The 20047-nt window shown below is 62.9% G+C and carries 18 protein-coding genes; 11 read left to right on the top strand and 7 right to left on the bottom strand.

Features of this window, described 5'->3' with window-relative positions:
* Positions 1 to 8: 8 nt before the first annotated feature.
* The 4 genes from frr to rpsB all read right to left on the bottom strand — a co-directional run bounded on the left by frr (position 9) and on the right by rpsB (position 3270).
* Complete coding sequence (gene frr, locus LJX93_RS05610) at positions 9 to 566, bottom strand: ribosome recycling factor (protein ID WP_186654479.1); 558 nt, start codon at positions 564 to 566, stop codon at positions 9 to 11.
* Complete coding sequence (gene pyrH, locus LJX93_RS05605) at positions 563 to 1306, bottom strand: UMP kinase (protein ID WP_016392310.1); 744 nt, start codon at positions 1304 to 1306, stop codon at positions 563 to 565. Before pyrH ends, frr begins: the two co-directional genes overlap by 4 nt.
* Positions 1307 to 1482: 176 nt before the next feature.
* Positions 1483 to 2346, bottom strand: coding sequence for a translation elongation factor Ts (gene tsf / locus LJX93_RS05600; protein ID WP_033700885.1), 864 nt, complete (start codon positions 2344 to 2346; stop codon positions 1483 to 1485).
* Positions 2347 to 2532: 186 nt separating this feature from the next.
* Positions 2533 to 3270: a 30S ribosomal protein S2 gene (rpsB, locus tag LJX93_RS05595; RefSeq protein ID WP_027595792.1), complete on the bottom strand. Its 738-nt coding sequence runs from the start codon at positions 3268 to 3270 to the stop codon at positions 2533 to 2535.
* A 346-nt stretch (positions 3271 to 3616) separates the two neighbouring features.
* Between rpsB and map the strand changes: the two genes are divergently transcribed.
* From map to dapC, 3 genes are read left to right on the top strand one after another with little or no spacing between them, the layout of a single operon-like run.
* A complete protein-coding gene (gene map, locus LJX93_RS05590) occupies positions 3617 to 4399 on the top strand; it encodes a type I methionyl aminopeptidase (RefSeq protein WP_033700886.1) in 783 nt (260 codons plus the stop codon).
* Between the two features lie 37 nt (positions 4400 to 4436).
* Positions 4437 to 7139 (top strand): [protein-PII] uridylyltransferase, encoded by a 2703-nt coding sequence (locus tag LJX93_RS05585; protein WP_033700887.1) that lies wholly within the window; start codon positions 4437 to 4439, stop codon positions 7137 to 7139.
* Positions 7140 to 7161: 22 nt separating this feature from the next.
* The gene (gene dapC / locus LJX93_RS05580) at positions 7162 to 8358 is read left to right on the top strand and encodes a succinyldiaminopimelate transaminase (RefSeq protein WP_033700888.1); all 1197 of its coding nucleotides are present in this window, start codon (positions 7162 to 7164) and stop codon (positions 8356 to 8358) included.
* 37 nt (positions 8359 to 8395) lie between these two features.
* Here the strand turns inward: dapC and LJX93_RS05575 are convergent, their stop codons facing one another.
* On the bottom strand, positions 8396 to 10042 hold the full coding sequence (locus tag LJX93_RS05575) for a Na+/H+ antiporter (protein ID WP_047581606.1): 1647 nt from the start codon (positions 10040 to 10042) through the stop codon (positions 8396 to 8398).
* Positions 10043 to 10405: 363 nt separating this feature from the next.
* Here LJX93_RS05575 and LJX93_RS05570 point away from each other — a divergent pair, with 363 nt between their 5' ends.
* From LJX93_RS05570 to LJX93_RS05555, 4 genes are all read left to right on the top strand, one after another.
* Positions 10406 to 10753 (top strand): ArsC family reductase, encoded by a 348-nt coding sequence (locus tag LJX93_RS05570; RefSeq protein ID WP_077068598.1) that lies wholly within the window; start codon positions 10406 to 10408, stop codon positions 10751 to 10753.
* 42 nt (positions 10754 to 10795) lie between these two features.
* Entirely contained in the window at positions 10796 to 11830 is a 1035-nt protein-coding gene (gene dapD / locus LJX93_RS05565; protein WP_033700891.1) for a 2,3,4,5-tetrahydropyridine-2,6-dicarboxylate N-succinyltransferase, read from the top strand.
* A gap of 78 nt (positions 11831 to 11908) precedes the next feature.
* Positions 11909 to 13114, top strand: a complete 1206-nt coding sequence (locus LJX93_RS05560; RefSeq protein ID WP_033700892.1) for a cysteine desulfurase — start codon at positions 11909 to 11911, stop codon at positions 13112 to 13114.
* Complete coding sequence (locus tag LJX93_RS05555; protein ID WP_033700893.1) at positions 13111 to 13521, top strand: SufE family protein; 411 nt, start codon at positions 13111 to 13113, stop codon at positions 13519 to 13521. Before LJX93_RS05560 ends, LJX93_RS05555 begins: the two co-directional genes overlap by 4 nt.
* A gap of 120 nt (positions 13522 to 13641) precedes the next feature.
* Here the strand turns inward: LJX93_RS05555 and tcdA are convergent, their stop codons facing one another.
* Positions 13642 to 14451: a tRNA cyclic N6-threonylcarbamoyladenosine(37) synthase TcdA gene (gene tcdA, locus LJX93_RS05550; protein WP_033700894.1), complete on the bottom strand. Its 810-nt coding sequence runs from the start codon at positions 14449 to 14451 to the stop codon at positions 13642 to 13644.
* 133 nt (positions 14452 to 14584) lie between these two features.
* On the opposite strand from tcdA, the gene LJX93_RS05545 reads away from it, so the two are divergent.
* From LJX93_RS05545 to LJX93_RS05530, 4 genes are all read left to right on the top strand, one after another.
* The gene (locus LJX93_RS05545) at positions 14585 to 17176 is read left to right on the top strand and encodes a glycosyltransferase (protein ID WP_033700895.1); all 2592 of its coding nucleotides are present in this window, start codon (positions 14585 to 14587) and stop codon (positions 17174 to 17176) included.
* A 93-nt stretch (positions 17177 to 17269) separates the two neighbouring features.
* On the top strand, positions 17270 to 18421 hold the full coding sequence (gene dapE / locus LJX93_RS05540; RefSeq protein ID WP_033700897.1) for a succinyl-diaminopimelate desuccinylase: 1152 nt from the start codon (positions 17270 to 17272) through the stop codon (positions 18419 to 18421).
* Positions 18421 to 19233 (top strand): putative RNA methyltransferase, encoded by an 813-nt coding sequence (locus LJX93_RS05535; RefSeq protein ID WP_227696824.1) that lies wholly within the window; start codon positions 18421 to 18423, stop codon positions 19231 to 19233. Before dapE ends, LJX93_RS05535 begins: the two co-directional genes overlap by 1 nt.
* A gap of 17 nt (positions 19234 to 19250) precedes the next feature.
* Positions 19251 to 19628: a hypothetical protein gene (locus tag LJX93_RS05530; RefSeq protein ID WP_033700900.1), complete on the top strand. Its 378-nt coding sequence runs from the start codon at positions 19251 to 19253 to the stop codon at positions 19626 to 19628.
* A gap of 90 nt (positions 19629 to 19718) precedes the next feature.
* Here the strand turns inward: LJX93_RS05530 and LJX93_RS05525 are convergent, their stop codons facing one another.
* A complete protein-coding gene (locus tag LJX93_RS05525) occupies positions 19719 to 19928 on the bottom strand; it encodes a cold-shock protein (protein WP_027595776.1) in 210 nt (69 codons plus the stop codon).
* Positions 19929 to 20047: the final 119 nt, after the last annotated feature.

The raw sequence follows: 20047 nt of genomic DNA, 5'->3' as shown, positions 1-20047 counted from the left end.
CCTCGGCCTTAAACGGCCAACAGGTCCTTTTCCTTGGCTTTGAACGCCGCGTCGATGTCAGCAACGAACTTGTCGGTGAGCTTCTGGATCTCGTCAGCAGCGCGACGTTCTTCGTCTTCGCTGATTTCCTTGTCCTTGGTCAGCTTCTTCAGGTCGGCGAGGGCATCGCGGCGCACGTTACGCACGGCAACCTTGGCATCTTCGGCAACGCCGCTGGCCTGCTTGGTGTAACCCTTGCGGGTTTCCTCGGTCAGGGCCGGCATCGGTACGCGGATGGTGGTACCGGCGCTGGACGGGTTCAGGCCCAGGTCGGAAGTCAGGATGGCTTTTTCAATGGCTGCGCTGAGGTTCTTGTCGTGGGCGACAATTTTCAGGGTGCGGGCGTCTTCGACGGAAATCGCAGCCACCTGGTTCAGCGGCATCTCGCTACCCCAGGCAGTCACCTTGACGCTGTCCAGGATGCTTGGGTGGGCGCGACCGGTGCGGATAGCTGCCAGGTGGCGACCCAGCGCCTCGATGGACTTGCCCATGCGGTCCTGGGCGTCTTTCTTGATAGCGTTGATCATTTTTGAACTTCCTCGATCAGAGTTCCTTCCGCGCCGCCATGCACGATGTTCAGCAAGGCGCCGGGTTTGTTCATGTTGAAGACGCGCAACGGCATCTTGTGGTCGCGGCACAGACAGATTGCCGTCAGATCCATCACACCCAGCTTGCGATCCAGCACTTCATCGTAGGTCAGATGATCGAACTTCTCGGCATGCGGGTCCTTGAATGGATCTGCAGTGTATACACCATCGACCTTGGTTGCCTTCAATACCACGTCGGCATCGATTTCGATGGCGCGCAGGCAAGCGGCGGAGTCGGTGGTAAAGAACGGGTTGCCGGTACCGGCAGCGAAGATCACGACCTCTTTGGCATTGAGGTGGCGCATGGCTTTGCGGCGATCATAGTGATCGGTTACGCCAACCATGGAAATGGCCGACATGACGATGGCGGTAATGTTTGCCCGCTCCAGCGCGTCGCGCATGGCCAGGGCGTTCATCACGGTCGCCAGCATGCCCATGTGGTCACCGGTGACGCGGTCCATGCCGGCTGCACTGAGCGCCGCACCACGGAACAGGTTGCCACCGCCGATTACCAGACCTACCTGAACACCGATGCCGACCAGCTGGCCGACCTCCAGCGCCATGCGATCCAGGACCTTGGGGTCGATCCCGAACTCTTCCGAGCCCATCAGGGCCTCGCCGCTAAGTTTGAGTAGAATGCGTTTATAGCGAGCCTGATAACCACTGCCCTGCTGAGCCATTGCGAATCTCTCCTGCGGCGTTTGTAAAATTCTGCGGGCTGTTTGAGCCTGCGTGTAACTCTAACGTGACGCAGCGACTGCGTCAGCGAGGAACGGTTCTGAAAACCACTCCCGCTTTGACAAAGAGGCTGCGCGCGTGAGCGGGCAGCCTCTTTGGGGCGACAGACGGGTCTGTCTTACTGCTTGGCAGCAGCCAGCTGAGCAGCAACTTCTTCAGCGAAGTTGTCGACCGGCTTCTCGATGCCTTCGCCTACTTTGAAGTAGGTGAAGGAAACGATTTCAGCGCCGGCTTTCTTGGCCAGTTCGCCGACTTTGATTTCCGGGTTCATGACGAAGGCCTGCTCAACCAGGCTGGCTTCGGCCAGGAACTTGGAAATACGGCCTTTGATCATGTTCTCGACGATGTTCTCAGGCTTGCCTTTGATCTTGTCTTCGTTCAGTTGCAGGAAGACCGCCTTCTCACGCTCGATAGCCTCAGCCGAGACTTCCGATGGCAGCAGGAACTCTGGGTTGCTGGCAGCCACGTGCATGGCGATTTCTTTGGCCAGTTGAACGTCGCCGCCCTTCAGCACAACAGCAACACCGATCTTGTTGCCGTGCAGGTAGGTACCGACAACGTCACCTTCAACGCGCACCAGGCGACGGATGTTGACGTTCTCGCCAACCTTGGCAACCAGGGCTTCGCGAGCCGCTTCACGGGAAGCGATCAGCGGAGCGGCATCGGTCAGCTTCTCGGCGAAGGCTTGCTCGACGCTTTCAGCAACGAAGTTCTTGAAGTCGTCTTGCAGGGCCAGGAAGTCGGTCTGCGAGTTCACTTCCAGCAGAACGGCGGACTTTTCGTCGGCCTTGATGGCGATAGCGCCTTCAGCAGCAACGTTGCCAGCCTTTTTGGCAGCCTTGATGGCGCCGGAGGCACGCATGTCGTCAATGGCTTTTTCGATGTCGCCGCCGGCCTTGGTCAGCGCCTTCTTGCAATCCATCATGCCTTCGCCGGTACGCTCGCGCAGTTCTTTGACCAGCGCCGCAGTAATCTCTGCCATTTCAAAATCCTCTTGGAAAGTTTTTCAACCATTCCACCCGCTCGTCACGGGCGTTCAATTCTGCAAATCCGCTGTTTTCGTCTCAGCAGGCCCATAGTGCGGGGCCGTTGCTGACAGCAGGATTTCAAGGTGGCAAAAAGGGGGCAGAGCCCCCTTTTTGCGTGCCAAGTAGACGCCAGGCGTCAATTACTCAGCAGCAGGTGCAGCCGCTTCTTCAGCGTAGACTTCGGTGCCGCCAGCAACGTTGTTGCGGCCGCGGATGATGGCGTCAGCCATCGAAGTCATGTACAGCTCGATAGCGCGAATGGCGTCATCGTTACCTGGGATGATGTAGTCAACACCTTCCGGGCTGCTGTTGGTATCGACAACGCCGATGACCGGGATGCCCAGCTTGTTGGCTTCGGTGATAGCAATGCGCTCGTGGTCAACGTCGATCACGAACAGGGCATCAGGCAGGCCGCCCATGTCCTTGATACCACCCAGGCTGCGGTCCAGCTTTTCCAGATCGCGCGAACGCATCAGGGCTTCTTTCTTGGTCAGCTTGGCAAAGGTGCCATCTTCGGCCTGAGTTTCCAGGTCGCGCAGACGCTTGATCGAAGCACGGATGGTTTTGTAGTTGGTCAGCATGCCGCCCAACCAGCGGTGGTCAACGTATGGCGAACCGGCACGAGCAGCTTGCTCGGCGACGATCTTGCCGGCGGAACGCTTGGTGCCGACGAACATGATCTTGTTCTTGCCCTGGGCCAGGCGCTCTACGAAGGCCAGAGCCTCGTTGAACATCGGCAGGGTTTTTTCCAGGTTGATGATGTGGATCTTGTTACGCGCGCCGAAAATGTACTTGCCCATTTTCGGGTTCCAGTAACGGGTCTGGTGACCGAAGTGCACACCGGCCTTCAGCATATCGCGCATGTTGACTTGGGACATGATAGTTCCTTGGTAAGTCGGGTTGGGCCTCCACGCATCCCAATGACCAACCCGCAAATTCTGCAATTCGGGGCACCCAGGTCATCGTGTCGACACGTGTGTGGGTTTAAGGCTAACGGGGTCTACCCCGAAAGCGGCGCATTTTATACCACAGACCGCGAGCGAACGGAACCCGAATACTGTTGCGTCCGTCAGCGGCTTTTGCAGCACCCAGGCTTTCAGGCCAGAATGCCCTCTATAGACAGCAGCTTGGCCGCCTTTATCCCGACCGATTGCCGCCCTGCTCTGCTAGAATCCGGCCTTTCCCGTTTGTTCGCGCCGTGCACGGCGCCGTAGAGAGCCTGTAATGACCGTCACCATCAAGACCGCAGAAGACATCGAGAAGATGCGCATCGCCGGCCGCCTGGCCGCCGACGTGCTGGAAATGATCGAAGCGCACGTCAAACCCGGTGTCACCACCGAAGAACTGGACCGCCTGTGCCACGACTACATCGTCAACGTCCAGCAGGCCATCCCGGCGCCGCTCAACTACAAGGGCTACCCCAAGTCGATCTGCACCTCGATCAACCATGTGGTCTGCCACGGCATCCCCAACGACAAGCCACTAAAGGACGGTGACACGCTGAACATCGACGTCACCGTGATCAAGGACGGCTATCACGGCGACACCAGCCGCATGTTCCACGTCGGCAAGGTACCCGTGTGGGCCGAGCGCCTGTCCCAGGTCACCCAGGAATGCATGTACAAGGCCATCGAACTGGTCAAGCCTGGTTGCCGCCTGGGCGACATCGGCGAAGTGATCCAGAAGCACGCTGAAAAGAACGGCTTCTCGGTGGTGCGCGAATTCTGCGGCCATGGCATCGGCAAGGTGTTCCACGAAGAACCGCAAATTCTTCACTACGGCCGCGCCGGCACCGGCATGGAACTCAAAGAAGGCATGACCTTCACCATCGAGCCCATGATCAACCAGGGCAAGGCCGACACCAAGGTGCTGGGCGACGGCTGGACCGCCATCACCAAGGACCGCAAGCTCTCGGCCCAGTGGGAGCACACCCTGGTGGTGACCGCTACCGGCTACGAGATCTTTACCCTGCGCAAGGACGACACCATCGCGCGCACCTCGGCCTGAGTCCGCGCCAGGCACCCCACGACAGGAACGCGACGCAATGCCCCAGGTGGATCCCGAGCTGTTCGACCGCGGCCAGTTCCAGGCGGAACTGGCCCTCAAGGCGAGCCCTATCACCGCCTTCAAGAAAGCCATCCGCCAGGCTGGCGAGGTGCTCGACAAGCGTTTTCGCGATGGCCGCGAGATCCGCCGGCTGATCGAGGACCGCGCCTGGCTCGTCGACAACATCCTGCAGCAGGCCTGGAACCAGTTCGACTGGGGCGACCAGCACGGTATCGCCCTGGTCGCAGTGGGCGGCTACGGGCGCGGTGAACTGCACCCGCACTCGGACATCGACCTGCTGATCCTGTTGGGCGCCGCCGAGCACGAGCAGTACCGCGAGGCCATCGAGCGCTTCCTTACCCTGCTGTGGGACATCGGCCTGGAAGTGGGCCAGAGCGTGCGCACCGTCGACGAATGTGCCGAACAGGCGCGTGCGGACCTCACGGTCATCACCAACATGATGGAAAGCCGCACGATTGCCGGCCCCGAAGCCTTGCGCCAGCGCATGCTCGAAGTCACCAGCACCGAGCACATGTGGCCGAGCAAGGAGTTCTTCCTGGCCAAGCGTGCCGAGCTCAAGGCCCGCCACCACAAGTACAACGACACCGAGTACAACCTTGAGCCCAACGTCAAGGGTTCACCCGGTGGCCTGCGCGACATCCAGACCGTGCTGTGGGTGGCCCGCCGCCAATACGGCACCCTGAACCTGCACGCACTGGCAGGCGAAGGCTTCTTGCTGGAAAGCGAGAACGAACTGCTGGCCTCCTCCCAGGACTTCCTGTGGAAGGTGCGCTACGCCCTGCACATGCTGGCCGGGCGCGCCGAAGACCGCTTGCTGTTCGATCACCAGCGCAGCATCGCCGCGCTGCTGGGCTACAGCGACGAAAACCCCAAGCGCGCGATCGAACAGTTCATGCAGCAGTACTACCGGGTGGTGATGAGCATCAGCCAGTTGTGCGACCTGATCATCCAGCACTTCGAGGAAGTCATCCTCGCCGACGAGGACAGTGGCACTACTCAGCCGCTGAATGCGCGCTTCCGCCTGCACGACGGCTATATAGAAGCGACCAAGCCGAACGTGTTCAAGCGCACGCCGTTCGCCATGCTGGAAATTTTCGTGCTGATGGCCCAGCACCCGGAGATCAAAGGGGTACGTGCCGACACCGTGCGCCTGCTGCGCGAACACCGCCACCTGATCGACGAAACGTTCCGCCACGATATCCGCAACACCAGCCTGTTCATCGAGCTGTTCAAGTGCGAGATCGGCATCCACCGCAACCTGCGGCGGATGAACCGCTACGGCATTCTTGGCCGCTACCTGCCGGAGTTCGGCCTGATCGTCGGGCAGATGCAGCATGACCTGTTCCACATTTATACGGTCGATGCGCACACGCTCAACCTTATCAAGCACCTGCGCAAACTGCAGTACACGCCGGTTTCCGAAAAATTCCCGCTGGCCAGCAAGCTCATGGGCCGCCTGCCCAAACCCGAGCTTATCTACCTGGCCGGGCTTTACCACGACATCGGCAAGGGCCGCCAGGGTGACCATTCGGAGCTGGGCGCGGTGGACGCGCAAGCGTTCTGCGAGCGCCACCAGTTGCCCGCCTGGGACAGCCGCCTGATCGTCTGGCTGGTGCTGAACCACCTGGTGATGTCCACCACCGCCCAGCGCAAGGACCTGTCCGACCCGCAGGTGATCAACGATTTCGCCTTGCACGTGGGTGACGAAACCCGCCTGGACTACCTCTACGTGCTGACCGTGGCCGACATCAACGCCACCAACCCGAGCCTGTGGAACTCCTGGCGTGCCAGCCTGCTGCGCCAGCTCTACACCGAAACCAAGCGCGCGCTGCGCCGTGGGTTGGAAAACCCGCTGGACCGTGAAGAGCAGATTCGCCAGACCCAGAGCGCGGCACTGGACATCCTGATCCGCGAGGGCACCGACCCGGACGACGTGGAGCAACTCTGGTCGCAGCTGGGTGACGACTACTTCCTCAAGCACACCGCCGCCGACGTGGCCTGGCACAGTGACGCCATCCTCCAGCAGCCCGCTGACGGTGGGCCACTGGTGCTGATCAAGGAAACCACCTCGCGCGAGTTCGAGGGCGGCACGCAGATCTTCATCTATGCCCCCGACCAACACGACTTCTTCGCCGTGACCGTGGCGGCCATGTCGCAGCTCAACCTGAACATCCATGACGCGCGGATCATCACCTCGAGCAGCCAGTTCACCCTCGACACCTATATCGTGCTCGACAACGACGGTGGCTCGATCGGCGACAACCCGCAGCGGGTCAAACAGATTCGCGACGGCCTGACCGAAGCGCTACGCAACCCCGAGGACTATCCGACGATCATTCAGCGCCGGGTGCCGCGCCAGCTCAAGCACTTCAACTTCCCGCCGCAGGTCACCATCCTCAACGATGCCCAGCGGCCGGTGACCATCCTCGAGATCACCGCCCCCGACCGCCCGGGCCTGCTGGCCAGGATCGGGCGCATCTTCCTGGAGTTTGATCTGTCGCTGCAGAACGCCAAGATCGCCACCCTTGGCGAGCGCGTGGAAGACGTGTTCTTCATCACCGACGCCGACAACCAGCCGCTGTCCGACCCGCAGCTGTGCAGCCGCCTGCAGGAGGCCATCGTGCAGCAGCTGCAGGCCGGCCAGGCGAGCGATGCCAGCCCTACCCGCGTGACCTTTTAACGATTGACGAGACCTTGCGCCGATGAACCATGCCCTGACCCAGCTTCAGCCCTACCCGTTCGAGAAACTCCGTGCCCTGCTGGGCAGCGTAAAGCCTGCGGCGGACAAACGCGCCATCGCCCTGTCGATCGGCGAGCCCAAGCACGCCTCGCCGGCGTTCGTCGCCCAGGCCATGACCGACAACCTCGACAAGCTGGCGGTGTACCCCAGCACCCTTGGCCTGCCAGCCTTGCGCCAGGCCATCGGCCAGTGGTGCGAACGTCGTTTCGGCGTGCCGGCCGGCTGGCTGGATGCCGACCGCCACATCCTGCCGGTCAACGGCACCCGTGAAGCGCTGTTCGCCTTCACCCAGGCCGTGGTGAACCGCGCCGATGATGGCCTGGTGGTCAGCCCGAACCCGTTCTACCAGATCTACGAAGGCGCGGCCCTGCTGGCAGGTGCCACCCCGCATTACCTGCCGTGCCTTGAAAACAACGGTTTCAACCCGGACTTCGATGCCGTGCCAGCGGATGTCTGGCAGCGTTGCCAGATCCTGTTCCTGTGCTCGCCGGGCAACCCCACTGGCGCGCTGGTGCCGATGGATACCCTGAAGAAACTGATCGCTTTGGCCGACGAGCACGATTTCGTGATTGCCGCCGACGAGTGCTACAGCGAGCTGTACTTCGACGAAGACGCGCCACCCCCGGGCCTGCTCAGCGCCTGCGCCGAGCTTGGTCGCAGCGACTTCAAGCGTTGCGTGGTGTTCCACAGCCTGTCCAAGCGTTCCAACCTGCCTGGCCTGCGCTCGGGCTTCGTGGCAGGTGATGCCGAAATCATCAAACCCTTCCTGCTGTACCGCACCTACCACGGCTGCGCCATGCCCGTGCAAACCCAGCTGGCCAGCATCGCGGCCTGGCAGGATGAGGCGCATGTGCGCGACAACCGTGACCAGTACCGGGCCAAGTACGCTGCCGTGCTGGATATCCTGCAGCCGGTGATGGATGTGCAGCGGCCCGATGGCAGCTTCTACCTGTGGGCCAAGGTACCGGGCTGCGATGCTGCGTTCACCCGCGACCTGTTCGAAGCCGAGCATGTGACCGTGGTACCCGGGTCGTACCTGTCGCGTGAAGTGGATGGCGTCAACCCAGGCGCTGGCCGGGTGCGCATGGCGCTGGTTGCGCCGTTGGCCGAATGCATCGAGGCGGCTGAGCGAATTCGCGCGTTCCTGCAGAATCGCTGATTGAGCTGAAGGGGGCGCTTGGCGCCCCTTTCGCTACCTACCTGATGGCCCCCAGGTTCGCCTCGCTCATATCCAACTCCCCCAGCACCTGCCGCACCACCTCATCGCCCACCAGGTGCTGGCGATGCAGGTTGTACAATTCCAGACGCTGCGCCCGCAGCGCACGCAAGCGCAAACGCCGCTCAAGCAAGTCCATCTGCTCAGCCAGGGCCCGCGCCTCGGCCGTGTCGTTGTAACTGTTCAGCTCGTCGCGGTACTCCGCCATCAGCCGCGCCTTGAGCTCGGTTGCCAAGGTCGCCTGGGCCGCATCCTGCGGTGCATTGGCGTCGATTACCTCCTCCGCCTCCAGCGCATGAATCGCAGCCTCCGCGGTACGTCGCCAGGCTTCCAGTACTTCCTGATGCAGGCGCTCGTCGGGGCTTTTGGTCACACCGCGCAGCAGGATCGGCAAGGCGATACAGGCACTGATCAGCGACAACAGGATCACCCCGGCCGCAATGAAAATCAGCAGGTCACGCTCGGGGAAGGCCTTGCCCGCCCCCATCAGCAGCGGCACCGACATCACACCGGCCAAGGTGACCGCACCGCGTACGCCACCAAGGGTCAGCAACCAGCAGGAACGCGCCGTTGGCATCAGCACCAACGCCGGCTTGCCGCGCCAACGGCGCACCACCCCGATGGCCCGCCAGATGCTCTGCACCCAGATGAACCGCAGCAGGATCAACGCGGCAAAGATCGCCAGCACATCCAGGCAGCGCCAGGCCAGGGTCGGCCACACGGTGGGCTCGTGGCTCACCACGGCCTTGATGATGTCCGGCAACTGCAAGCCGAGCAGCAGGAAGATCAAGCCATTAAAGGCAAACTCCAGCAACGACCACACGCTGCGGTTGAGCAGGCGGGTGCTGGTCTGGCGTGGCAGCAGGTCGAGCCAGCTCTGCATCATGCCGGCAGCTACCGCCGAGAGGATGCCGGACACACCCAGGCGCTCGGCCAGTACGTAAGCGGCAAAGGGCAGCAGCAGCATGAACACCACGTGCGTAGCCGGGTCGTCCCAGCCCCGCGCGATCATCCAGATGCGCAGCCGGCCGATCAGCCAGCTCAGCGCAACGCCGACCGCCAGGCCGCCGAGGGCAACCAGGACGAAACTGAAGCTGGCATCGGCCAACGAGAACACCCCGGTAATCGCTGCGGCCAGGGCAAACTTGAACGTCACCAGGCCCGAGGCATCGTTCATCAACGCTTCGCCCTGCAGCATGTGCATCAGCGGTGTCGGCAAGCGGTCCTGGGCGATGGCCGAGACCGCCACGGCATCGGTCGGCGACAGCACGGCCGCCAGGGCGAAGGCGACTGCCAGCGGGATGCTGGGCAGCAGCCAGTGAATGAAGTAACCAGCGCCCACCACGGTGAACAGCACCAGGCCCACGGCCAGCGCCACCACTGGGCCACGAATGCGCCACAGCTCGCGCTTGGGAATGCGCCAGCCGTCGGCAAACAGCAGCGGTGGCAGGAACAGGAAAAGGAACAGTTCAGGGTCAAGGGCCACGTGCAGGCCCAGGGTCGGCCAGGCTAACAAGGCACCGGCGGCGATCTGCACCAAGGGCAGCGGCAGCGGAATGATTCGGCCGACCAGTTTTGACACGCTTACCAGCGTCAGCAGGATGAGGACGGTATAGGCTGACTGCATCGGTGAAAGCTTCCTTTATGAATCAATAACTACAGCGGGGTGAAACATCGCCATTGAAACAATATGTTAGCGGCGAGTGGGGATTCTGGACCGCTGCACCATAGTCGCAAGTGGCACATGAATATGTAACACAATGCTGCGTGTGTTTGCGCGATGGGGGCATGGCGGCAGAGCTCTGGCGCCTGTGAGATCGAGCGCCGCGCGGGCGGCGCTCGATTTCATAGGCGCCAAAAAACCCGAACCTTACCCTATACCCCCCATTCGCCCACACCCCGTGGCGCTCACCACATCGTTCACGCATAATCCCGCGACTGACATTCGAAAATGGAGAGATTGGGGCAGCCTGTGGCCTCAATGTACACAATGACCTACACGCTCTACGGCATCAAAGCCTGCGACACCATGAAAAAGGCGCGCACCTGGCTCGAAGACAAAGCCATCGGCTACGAATTCCACGACTACAAGACCCAAGGCATCGACCGTGACAGCCTGAACCGCTGGTGCGACGAACACGGCTGGGAAGTCATCCTCAACCGTGCCGGCACCACCTTCCGCAAGCTCGACGACGCCAGCAAGGCCGACATCGACCAAGCCAAGGCCGTCGAACTGATGCTGGCCCAGCCGTCGATGATCAAGCGTCCGGTACTCGACCTTGGCACGCGCACATTGGTCGGCTTCAAGCCGGACCTGTACGCCGCCGCACTGGCCTGAGCCCATCACCGCTCAATACCCTATTTCGCACGAGGTAATCACATGTCCAATACTCTGTTCAGCCTGGCCTTCGGTGTCGGCTCCCAGAACCGCCAGGGTACCTGGCTGGAAGTCTTCTACGCCCAACCTCTGGTCAACCCAAGCGCCGACCTGATCGCCGCCGTTGCCCCGATCCTGGGCTACGAAGGCGGTAACCAGGCCATTGCGTTCAGCAACGGGCAAGCAGCGCAACTGGCCGAAGCCGTGAAAGGTGTCGATGCCACCCAGGCCGCCCTGCTGACCCGCCTGGCCGAAAGCCACAAGCCGCTGGTCGCCACCTTGCTGGCCGAAGACGCAGCGCTGACCTCGACCCCAGAGGCCTACCTCAAGCTGCACCTGCTGTCGCACCGCCTGGTCAAGCCGCACGGCGTGAGCCTGGCCGGCATCTTCCCGCTGCTGCCGAACGTTGCCTGGACCAACCTGGGCGCCGTCGACCTGGCCGAGCTGGCCCAACTGCAACTGGAAGCGCGCCTGAAGGGCGAGCTGCTGGAAGTGTTCTCGGTAGACAAGTTCCCGAAAATGACCGACTACGTGGTCCCGGCCGGCGTGCGCATCGCCGACACCGCCCGTGTGCGCCTGGGCGCCTACATCGGCGAAGGCACCACCATCATGCACGAAGGCTTCGTCAACTTTAACGCCGGCACCGAAGGCCCGGGCATGATCGAAGGCCGCGTGTCGGCAGGCGTGTTCGTCGGCAAGGGTTCGGACCTGGGCGGCGGCTGCTCGACCATGGGCACCCTGTCCGGCGGCGGCAACATCGTCATCAAAGTTGGCGAAGGCTGCCTGATCGGCGCCAACGCCGGTATCGGCATCCCGCTGGGCGACCGCAACACCGTCGAAGCCGGCCTGTACATCACTGCCGGCACCAAGGTGAACCTGCTGGACGAGCACAACGAGCTGGTCAAAGTGGTCAAGGCCCGCGACCTGGCCGGCCAGACCGACCTGCTGTTCCGCCGCAACTCGCTGAACGGCGCTGTGGAGTGCAAGACCCACAAGTCGGCCATCGAGCTGAACGAGGCGCTGCACGCCCATAACTGAGAACCTTCCACGGTTTGAAGTGATAAGATCGGGTCTGGCGTAATGCCAGACCCGTTTTTCATTCCAGGCCCCGCGAACATGTTCCAGCCCTCCCCCTGGCGTGCCGATTTCCCCGCCATCGACGCCCTGCAACGGCAGCACCAGACCTACCTGGACAGCGCCGCCACCAGCCAGAAACCGCAAGCCCTGCTCGATGCCCTGAGCTATTACTACGGCCATGGCGCGGCCAACGTGCACCGTGCCCAGCACTTGCCCGGCGCACTGGCGACCCAGGCGTTCGAAACCAGCCGCGACAAGGTTGCCGCCTGGCTCAATGCCGCCGACTCGCAGCAGATCATCTTCACCCACGGCGCCACCTCGGCCTTGAACCTGCTGGCCTACGGCCTGGAACACCGCTTCGAAGCCGGCGACGAAATCGCCGTCAGCGCCCTGGAGCACCATGCCAACCTGCTACCCTGGCAACAGCTGGCCCGGCGACGCAACCTGCGCCTGGTGATTCTGCCGCTGGACGTGCAGGGACGTATCGACCTCGACCAGGCACTGCAACTGATCGGGCCACGCACGCGGGTACTGGCGGTCAGCCAGCTGTCCAACGTGCTCGGCACCTGGCAACCGCTGCCAGCCTTGCTGGCCCACGCCCGGGCGCAAGGCGCGCTGACCGTGGTCGATGGCGCCCAAGGCGTGGTGCACGGCCGTCATGATGTGCAGCAGTTGGCCTGCGATTACTACGTGTTTTCCAGCCACAAGCTGTACGGCCCGGAAGGTGTCGGCGTGCTCTACGGCCGCAGCCAGGCGCTGGCGTTGCTACGTCACTGGCAATTTGGCGGTGAAATGGTGCAACTGGCCGAGTACCAGAGCGCCAGCTTCCGCCCCGCGCCACTGGGGTTTGAAGCCGGAACCCCGCCCATCGCAGGTGTTATCGGCCTGGGTGCGACACTCGATTACCTGGCCAGCCTCGATGCCCATGCGGTCGAACGGCATGAGTCCAGCTTGCACCAGCACTTGCTGCGTGGCCTGGCCGACCGCGATGGCATCCGGGTGCTCGGTGCACCGCAGGCGGCGTTGGCCAGCTTCGTCATCGAGGGGGTGCATAACGCAGACATCGCCCACCTGCTGACCGAACAAGGCATCGCCGTACGTGCCGGTCATCATTGCGCTATGCCGCTGCTCAAGGGGCTGGGGCTGGAGGGGGCGATTCGAGTGTCGCTGGGGCTGTATAACGACAGCGATGACCTGCAGCGCTTCTTCGAGGCGCTGGATCAAGGGCTGGAGTTGTTGCGATGAATGTGCCGACACCTGCCCGCGAAGCACTGGAACAGTTTGAACAGGCCCGTGGCTGGGAACAACGTGCACGGCTGCTGATGCAGTGGGGTGATCGGCTTGAGCCGCTGAGCGATGCGGACAAATGCGAGCGCAACCGCGTGCATGGCTGTGAAAGCCTGGTATGGCTGGTGGCTGAGCAGCACGACGGCCAGTGGCAGTTCAAGGCCAGCAGCGATGCACGGTTGTTGCGCGGGCTGCTGGCGTTGCTGCTGGTGCGGGTGCAGGGCTTGGCCAGCAGCGAGCTGGCTGAACTGGATCTGCGGGCCTGGTTCCACCAGCTAGGGCTAGAACGGCAGCTGTCACCCTCGCGCAGCAATGGGCTGCATGCGGTGTTGCAGCGCATGGCCGAGCTGGTTTCTGTCAGTTGAATCGGCGTTGGATGCTTCGCGGGGCAAGCCCGCTCCCACAAGAACCCGCTCATCAATGAGTTAACGGGCTACTGTGGGAGTGGGCTTGCCCCGCGAAAAATGCTGCACAGATCGTGCGCCTTACTCGGGCTTGACCCGCTCCGAAGGCCGCCGGGCACCTGCCACCAGCTTTTCCACGGCCTTGCTCGCCGCCACCATGGCAAAGGTCGCAGTCACCATCATCACCGCGCCAAACCCGCCCGAGCAGTCCAAGCGCACGCCTTCACCGACGAAGCTCTTCTGCAGGCAAACGCTGCCATCCCCCTTGGGGTAGCGCAGCTGCTCGCTGGAAAACACACACGGCACACCGTAGTTGCGGCTGACATTGCGCGAGAAGTTGTAGTCGCGGCGCAAGGTCGAGCGTACCCGCGAGGCCAGCGGGTCGTTGAAGGTCTTGTTGAGGTCACCGACCTGGATCTGCGTCGGGTCGATCTGCCCACCTGCGCCACCGGTGGTGACGATGGCGATCTTGCGGCGCTTGCACCAGGCGATCAGTGCGGCCTTGGCCATGACACTGTCGATACAGTCGATGACACAGTCGAGCCCTTCGGTGATGTACTCGGCCATGGTTTCGCGGGTCACGAAGTCAGCTACCGCATGCACCGTACACGCCGGGTTGATCGCCCGCAGGCGCTCGGCCATGACTTCGACCTTGGGCCTGCCCACCTGCCCTTCCAGGGCATGGGCCTGGCGGTTGGTATTGCTCACGCAGACATCGTCGAGGTCGAACAGGGTAATTTCGCCCACGCCACTGCGGGCCAATGCCTCGGCCGCCCAGGAGCCGACCCCGCCGATACCGACGACCGCCACATGGGCGAACTTCAGCCGTTGCAGGCCATCGTCGCCGTACAACCGGGCAACGCCGGCAAAGCGTGGATCTTCTGTGCTCATCTTGCTACCCCGAAGCTCATACCCCAAAAAACGGCGCGCATTATATGCCAATGGCACCCGTAGCCTCCATCGTTAGGAAAGTGCCTACCAATCCTGCTTTAATATTCACTCAATTCGACAGACTTGGACGACAATGTCATCACGCAAATTCGGCCTCAACCTGGTCGTGGTCCTGGCCATCGCTGCGCTATTTACCGGGTTCTGGGCGCTGATCAACCGCCCGGTGTCCGCGCCTGCCTGGCCGGAACAGATCTCCGGCTTCTCGTATTCGCCGTTCCGTCTGGGCGAAAGCCCGCAAAAGGGCCAATACCCCAACGACGACGAGATGCGCCAGGACCTGGAGCAGATGAGCAAGCTGACCGACAGCATCCGCATCTACACCGTAGAGGGCACCCAGGCCGATATCCCGCGCCTGGCCGAAGAATTCGGCCTGCGGGTGACCTTGGGCATCTGGATCAGCCCGGACCTTGAGCGCAACGAGCGTGAAATCGCCAGCGCCATCGAACTGGCCAACACCTCGCGCAGTGTGGTGCGGGTAGTGGTGGGCAACGAGGCGCTGTTCCGCGAAGAAGTCACCCCGCAAGCCTTGATCCAGTACCTGGACCGGGTACGCGCGGCGGTCAAGGTGCCGGTCACCACCAGTGAGCAATGGCATATCTGGAAGGAAAACCCGGAGCTGGCCAAGCACGTCGACCTGATCGCCGCGCACATCCTGCCTTACTGGGAATTTGTGCCGATGAAAGACTCGGTGGAATTCGTGCTCGACCGCGCCCGCGAGCTCAAGCAGCAGTTCCCACGCAAGCCACTGCTGCTGTCGGAAGTCGGCTGGCCGAGCAACGGCCGTATGCGCGGCGGTGCCGATGCCACCCAGGCCGACCAGGCCATCTACCTGCGCACCTTGGTCAACACCCTCAACCGCCGCGGCTACAACTACTTTGTCATCGAGGCCTACGACCAGCCTTGGAAGGCCAGCGACGAAGGTTCGGTTGGCGCCTACTGGGGCGTGTTCAACGCCGAACGCCAGCAGAAGTTCAACTTCGATGGCCCCGTGGTCGCCATCCCGCAGTGGCGGGCCCTGGCCGTGGCGTCGGTGGTACTGGCGATGATTGCCCTGGCCGTGCTGCTGATCGATGGTTCGGCCTTGCGCCAGCGTGGCCGCACCTTCCTGACTTTCATCACCTTCCTGTGTGGGTCGGTGCTGGTGTGGATCGCCTACGACTACAGCCAGCAATACAGCACCTGGTTCAGCCTGACCGTCGGCGTGCTGCTGGCGCTGGGGGCATTGGGCGTGTTCATCGTGCTGATGACCGAGGCCCACGAACTGGCGGAAGCGGTATGGATTCACAAGCGACGGCGCGAGTTCCTGCCGGTGCAGGCCGACAGCGCCTACCGGCCCAAGGTATCGGTGCATGTACCGTGTTACAACGAGCCGCCCGAGATGGTCAAGCAGACCCTCGACGCCCTGGCCGCGCTGGATTACCCCGACTATGAAGTGCTGGTGATCGACAACAACACCAAGGACCCGGCCGTGTGGGAGCCGCTCAAGGCGCACTGCGAGAAGCTTGGCGAGCGCTTCAAGTTCTTCCACGTCGCGCCGTTGGCCGGTTTCAAGGGCGGCGCACTCAACTACCTGCTGCCGCACACCGCCAAGGACGCCGAAGTGATCGCGGTGATCGACTCGGACTACTGCGTCGACCGCAACTGGCTCAAGCACATGGTGCCGCATTTCGCCGACCCGAAGATCGCCGTGGTGCAGTCGCCGCAGGACTACCGCGACCAGCACGAAAGTGCCTTCAAGAAGCTGTGCTACAGCGAATACAAGGGCTTTTTCCACATCGGCATGGTGACCCGCAACGACCGTGACGCGATCATCCAGCACGGCACCATGACCATGACCCGCCGCACAGTCCTGGAAGAACTCGGCTGGGCCGAATGGTGCATCTGCGAGGATGCCGAACTGGGCCTGCGGGTATTCGAGAAAGGCCTGTCGGCCGCCTACGCCCACAACAGCTACGGCAAGGGCCTGATGCCCGACACCTTCATCGACTTCAAGAAGCAGCGCTTCCGCTGGGCCTATGGCGCCATCCAGATCATCAAGCACCACGCCGGCGCCCTGCTGCGCGGCAAGGGCAGCGAGCTGACTCGTGGCCAGCGCTACCACTTCCTGGCCGGCTGGCTGCCGTGGGTGGCCGACGGCATGAACATCTTCTTCACCGTCGGCGCATTGCTGTGGTCGGCGGCGATGATCATCGTCCCGCACCGGGTCGACCCGCCGCTGATGATTTTCGCCATCCCGCCCCTGGCGCTGTTCTTCTTCAAGGTCGGCAAGATCATCTTCCTGTACCGCCGGGCGGTCGGGGTCAACCTCAAGGATGCCTTCGCCGCGGCGCTGGCGGGGCTGGCGTTGTCGCACACCATCGCCAAGGCGGTGTTGTACGGGTTCTTCACCAGCAGCATGCCGTTCTTCCGCACGCCGAAGAACGCCGACAGCCACGGGGTGCTGGTGGCCCTCTCCGAAGCACGTGAAGAGCTGTTCATCATGTTGCTGCTTTGGGGCGCGGCACTGGGCATCTTCCTGGTGCAAGGGCTGCCAAGCTCGGACATGCGCTTCTGGGTGGCGATGTTGCTGGTGCAGTCGTTGCCGTATCTGGCGGCGTTGGTGATGGCGTTGCTGTCTTCGCTGCCAAAGCCTGCGGACAAGGTTGCACAGCCACAGCAGGCCTGAAAATCCGGGGGCGCTTTGCGCCCCATCGGCCCGCTTGTTTGATATAAGATAACGCCCCTCGTTTTTCCGCCTTGCCTTGCCCCGGAGTTCCCCATGACGGCCCCTGCCGAGCTCTCGCCTACCCTTCAACTGGCCTGCGACCTGATCCGTCGCCCCTCGGTCACCCCCGTCGATGCCGACTGCCAGGCACAAATGATGAATCGCCTGGGCGCCGTGGGCTTCACCCTCGAACCCATGCGCATCGAGGACGTCGACAACTTCTGGGCCACTCATGGCAACCAGGAAGGTCCGGTGTTGTGCTTCGCCGGCCACACCGATGTGGTGCCGACCGGCCCGGTGCAGCAGTGGCAGCATGAGCCGTTCGAAGCGCTGATCGACGCCGACGGCATGCTCTGCGGCCGTGGCGCCGCCGACATGAAAGGCAGCCTGGCGTCGATGGTGGTGGCCAGCGAGCGTTTCGTGCGTGACTACCCGGGCCACCGCGGCAAGGTCGCCTTCCTGATCACCAGCGACGAAGAAGGCCCGGCCCACCACGGCACCAAGGCCGTGGTCGAGCGCCTGAAAGCGCGCAACGAGCGCCTGGACTGGTGCATCGTCGGCGAGCCTTCGAGCACCAACCTGCTCGGCGACGTGGTCAAGAACGGCCGCCGCGGCTCGCTGGGCGCGAAGCTGACCGTACGTGGCAAGCAAGGCCATGTGGCCTACCCGCACCTGGCGCGCAACCCGATTCACCTCGCCGCCCCCGCCCTGGCAGAACTGGCGGCCGAACACTGGGACGAAGGCAACGCCTTCTTCCCGCCGACCAGCTTCCAGATCTCCAACCTCAACTCCGGCACTGGCGCCACCAACGTGGTACCCGGCGAACTGACCGCGCTGTTCAACTTCCGCTTCTCCACCGAGTCGACCGTCGAAGGCCTGCAACAGCGGGTAGCGGCGATCCTCGACAAGCATCAGCTTGAGTGGAGCGTCGAGTGGGCGCTGTCTGGCCTGCCGTTCCTCACCGAACCGGGCGAGTTGCTCGATGCAGTGTCGGCCAGCATCAAGGCCGTCACCGACCGCGATACCCACCCCTCCACCAGTGGCGGCACCTCGGACGGCCGGTTCATCGCCACCATGGGCACCCAGGTGGTCGAACTCGGCCCGGTCAACGCCACCATTCACCAGGTCGATGAGCGGATCCTGGCCAGCGACCTCGACTTGCTGACCGAGATCTACTACCAGACCCTGGTCCGGTTGCTCGCCTGATGCTCGCCTGCCCCCTCTGCCAGGCAGCCCTGACACCGCTCGACAACGGCGTGGTGTGCCCTGCGGGCCACCGCTTCGACCGTGCGCGCCAGGGTTACCTGAACCTGCTGCCGGTGCAGCACAAGAACAGCCGTGACCCCGGTGACAACCAGGCCATGGTCGAAGCCCGTCGCGACTTCCTCGACGCCGGCCACTATGCCCCGGTGGCCAGCCGCCTGGCCGAGCTGGCCGCCGAGCGCCAGCCCGGTGCCTGGCTGGACATCGGTTGCGGTGAAGGCTATTACACCGCGCAGCTCGCCAACGCCCTGCCCGATGCCGACGGCTATGCCCTGGACATCTCGCGCGAGGCGGTCAAGCGCGCCTGCCGGCGTGATCCAGCGGTTACCTGGATGGTCGCCAGCATGGCCCGCGTGCCCCTGGCAGAAGCCAGCTGCCAGTTCATCGCCAGCGTGTTCAGCCCGCTGGACTGGGCCGAAGCCAAACGCCTGCTCAGCCCCGGTGGCGGCTTGATGCGGGTCGGCCCGACCAGCGGCCACCTGATGGAGCTGCGCGAAGTGCTCTACGATGAAGTGCGTCCGTATGCCGATGACAAGCACCTGGCCCTGGTGCCGGAGGGCATGGCTCACGCGCACAGCGAAACCCTCGAGTTCCGCCTGAGCCTCGCAGCGCCCAAGGCACGCGCCGACCTGCTGGCCATGACCCCGCACGGCTGGCGCGCCAGCGCCGAAAAACGGGCACAGGTGATCGACCAGCCCGAGCCGTTCGAGGTCACGGTTTCCATGCGTTATGACTATTTCGTGCGCCAAGACTGAGCACACCCGGAGCCCTTATGCGCCAACCTGATATCGAGATTTACCTGAAGGACGCCGACGTCGACCACAAGCAGATTGCCGACTGGCTGGCCCAGGCCGTGGGCCCGTGCAGCGAGTGGCAGCAGAAAGGCCAGACCTTCAAGTGCAAGGCCGGTAACATTCCAGTCACCTGGTTACCCAAGGCTGTGGGGAAATGGAACAGCCTCTACCTGGAAAGCGACCAGACCCCGTGGGCTGATGACATCGCCTGCGCCCGCGCGGCGCACGCCGCACTCGGCGTCGAAGTCCGCTGCGCACCGGGTGGCTGGGTCGAGGAAGACGGTGAAGAAGATGCCGATCGCTGGGTCCGCATCAGCGCCGACGGTGAAGAGGAAATCACCTGGCGCACTTCTTGAGCTGCAAGCTTTAAGTTGCAAGCGCCAAGACGGATCGCATCAGGCTGCAAGTACACGGTCACTTGCAGCTTGAGGCTTACAGCTTGAGGCTCAGAGCCCTACTACGTCCTCGGCTTGCAGGCCTTTCTGGCCCTGCACGCAGGCGTACTCGACCTGCTGCCCTTCGACCAGGGTACGATGCCCCTCACCGCGGATCGCCCGATAGTGGACGAACACATCCGCACCACCTTCGCGCTGAATGAAGCCATAGCCCTTGGCATCGTTGAACCACTTTACATTCCCAGTCTCACGAGACGACATCTGAACTACTCCGGATTTTTATTGTGAAGATCGCCTTGTAGGCACGCAGTCATCACCACGTGCCGACGCCGCTTGCCGAAATATCCTGCAAGTGGCAGGCCGAGTATATGACACAGATT

Source organism: Pseudomonas sp. HN2-3 (assembly GCF_020691745.1).
Taxonomy (GTDB): domain Bacteria; phylum Pseudomonadota; class Gammaproteobacteria; order Pseudomonadales; family Pseudomonadaceae; genus Aquipseudomonas; species Aquipseudomonas capeferrum.
This window is presented reverse-complemented; position numbering and strand designations above follow the sequence as displayed.

Bases quoted from the DNA above. Each gene is read 5' to 3' on its own strand.
- dapE (WP_033700897.1), top strand. From the start codon at position 17,270: ATGACGGCCCCTGCCGAGCTCTCGCCTACCCTTCAACTGGCCTGCGAC.
- tsf (WP_033700885.1), bottom strand. From the start codon at position 2,346: ATGGCAGAGATTACTGCGGCGCTGGTCAAAGAACTGCGCGAGCGTACC.
- rpsB (WP_027595792.1), bottom strand. From the start codon at position 3,270: ATGTCCCAAGTCAACATGCGCGATATGCTGAAGGCCGGTGTGCACTTC.
- LJX93_RS05535 (WP_227696824.1), top strand. From the start codon at position 18,421: ATGCTCGCCTGCCCCCTCTGCCAGGCAGCCCTGACACCGCTCGACAAC.
- LJX93_RS05545 (WP_033700895.1), top strand. From the start codon at position 14,585: ATGTCATCACGCAAATTCGGCCTCAACCTGGTCGTGGTCCTGGCCATC.
- LJX93_RS05525 (WP_027595776.1), bottom strand. From the start codon at position 19,928: ATGTCGTCTCGTGAGACTGGGAATGTAAAGTGGTTCAACGATGCCAAG.
- LJX93_RS05575 (WP_047581606.1), bottom strand. From the start codon at position 10,042: ATGCAGTCAGCCTATACCGTCCTCATCCTGCTGACGCTGGTAAGCGTG.
- map (WP_033700886.1), top strand. From the start codon at position 3,617: ATGACCGTCACCATCAAGACCGCAGAAGACATCGAGAAGATGCGCATC.
- LJX93_RS05555 (WP_033700893.1), top strand. From the start codon at position 13,111: ATGAATGTGCCGACACCTGCCCGCGAAGCACTGGAACAGTTTGAACAG.
- LJX93_RS05560 (WP_033700892.1), top strand. From the start codon at position 11,909: ATGTTCCAGCCCTCCCCCTGGCGTGCCGATTTCCCCGCCATCGACGCC.
- pyrH (WP_016392310.1), bottom strand. From the start codon at position 1,306: ATGGCTCAGCAGGGCAGTGGTTATCAGGCTCGCTATAAACGCATTCTA.
- frr (WP_186654479.1), bottom strand. From the start codon at position 566: ATGATCAACGCTATCAAGAAAGACGCCCAGGACCGCATGGGCAAGTCC.
- LJX93_RS05530 (WP_033700900.1), top strand. From the start codon at position 19,251: ATGCGCCAACCTGATATCGAGATTTACCTGAAGGACGCCGACGTCGAC.
- tcdA (WP_033700894.1), bottom strand. From the start codon at position 14,451: ATGAGCACAGAAGATCCACGCTTTGCCGGCGTTGCCCGGTTGTACGGC.
- dapD (WP_033700891.1), top strand. From the start codon at position 10,796: ATGTCCAATACTCTGTTCAGCCTGGCCTTCGGTGTCGGCTCCCAGAAC.
- dapC (WP_033700888.1), top strand. From the start codon at position 7,162: ATGAACCATGCCCTGACCCAGCTTCAGCCCTACCCGTTCGAGAAACTC.
- LJX93_RS05585 (WP_033700887.1), top strand. From the start codon at position 4,437: ATGCCCCAGGTGGATCCCGAGCTGTTCGACCGCGGCCAGTTCCAGGCG.
- LJX93_RS05570 (WP_077068598.1), top strand. From the start codon at position 10,406: ATGACCTACACGCTCTACGGCATCAAAGCCTGCGACACCATGAAAAAG.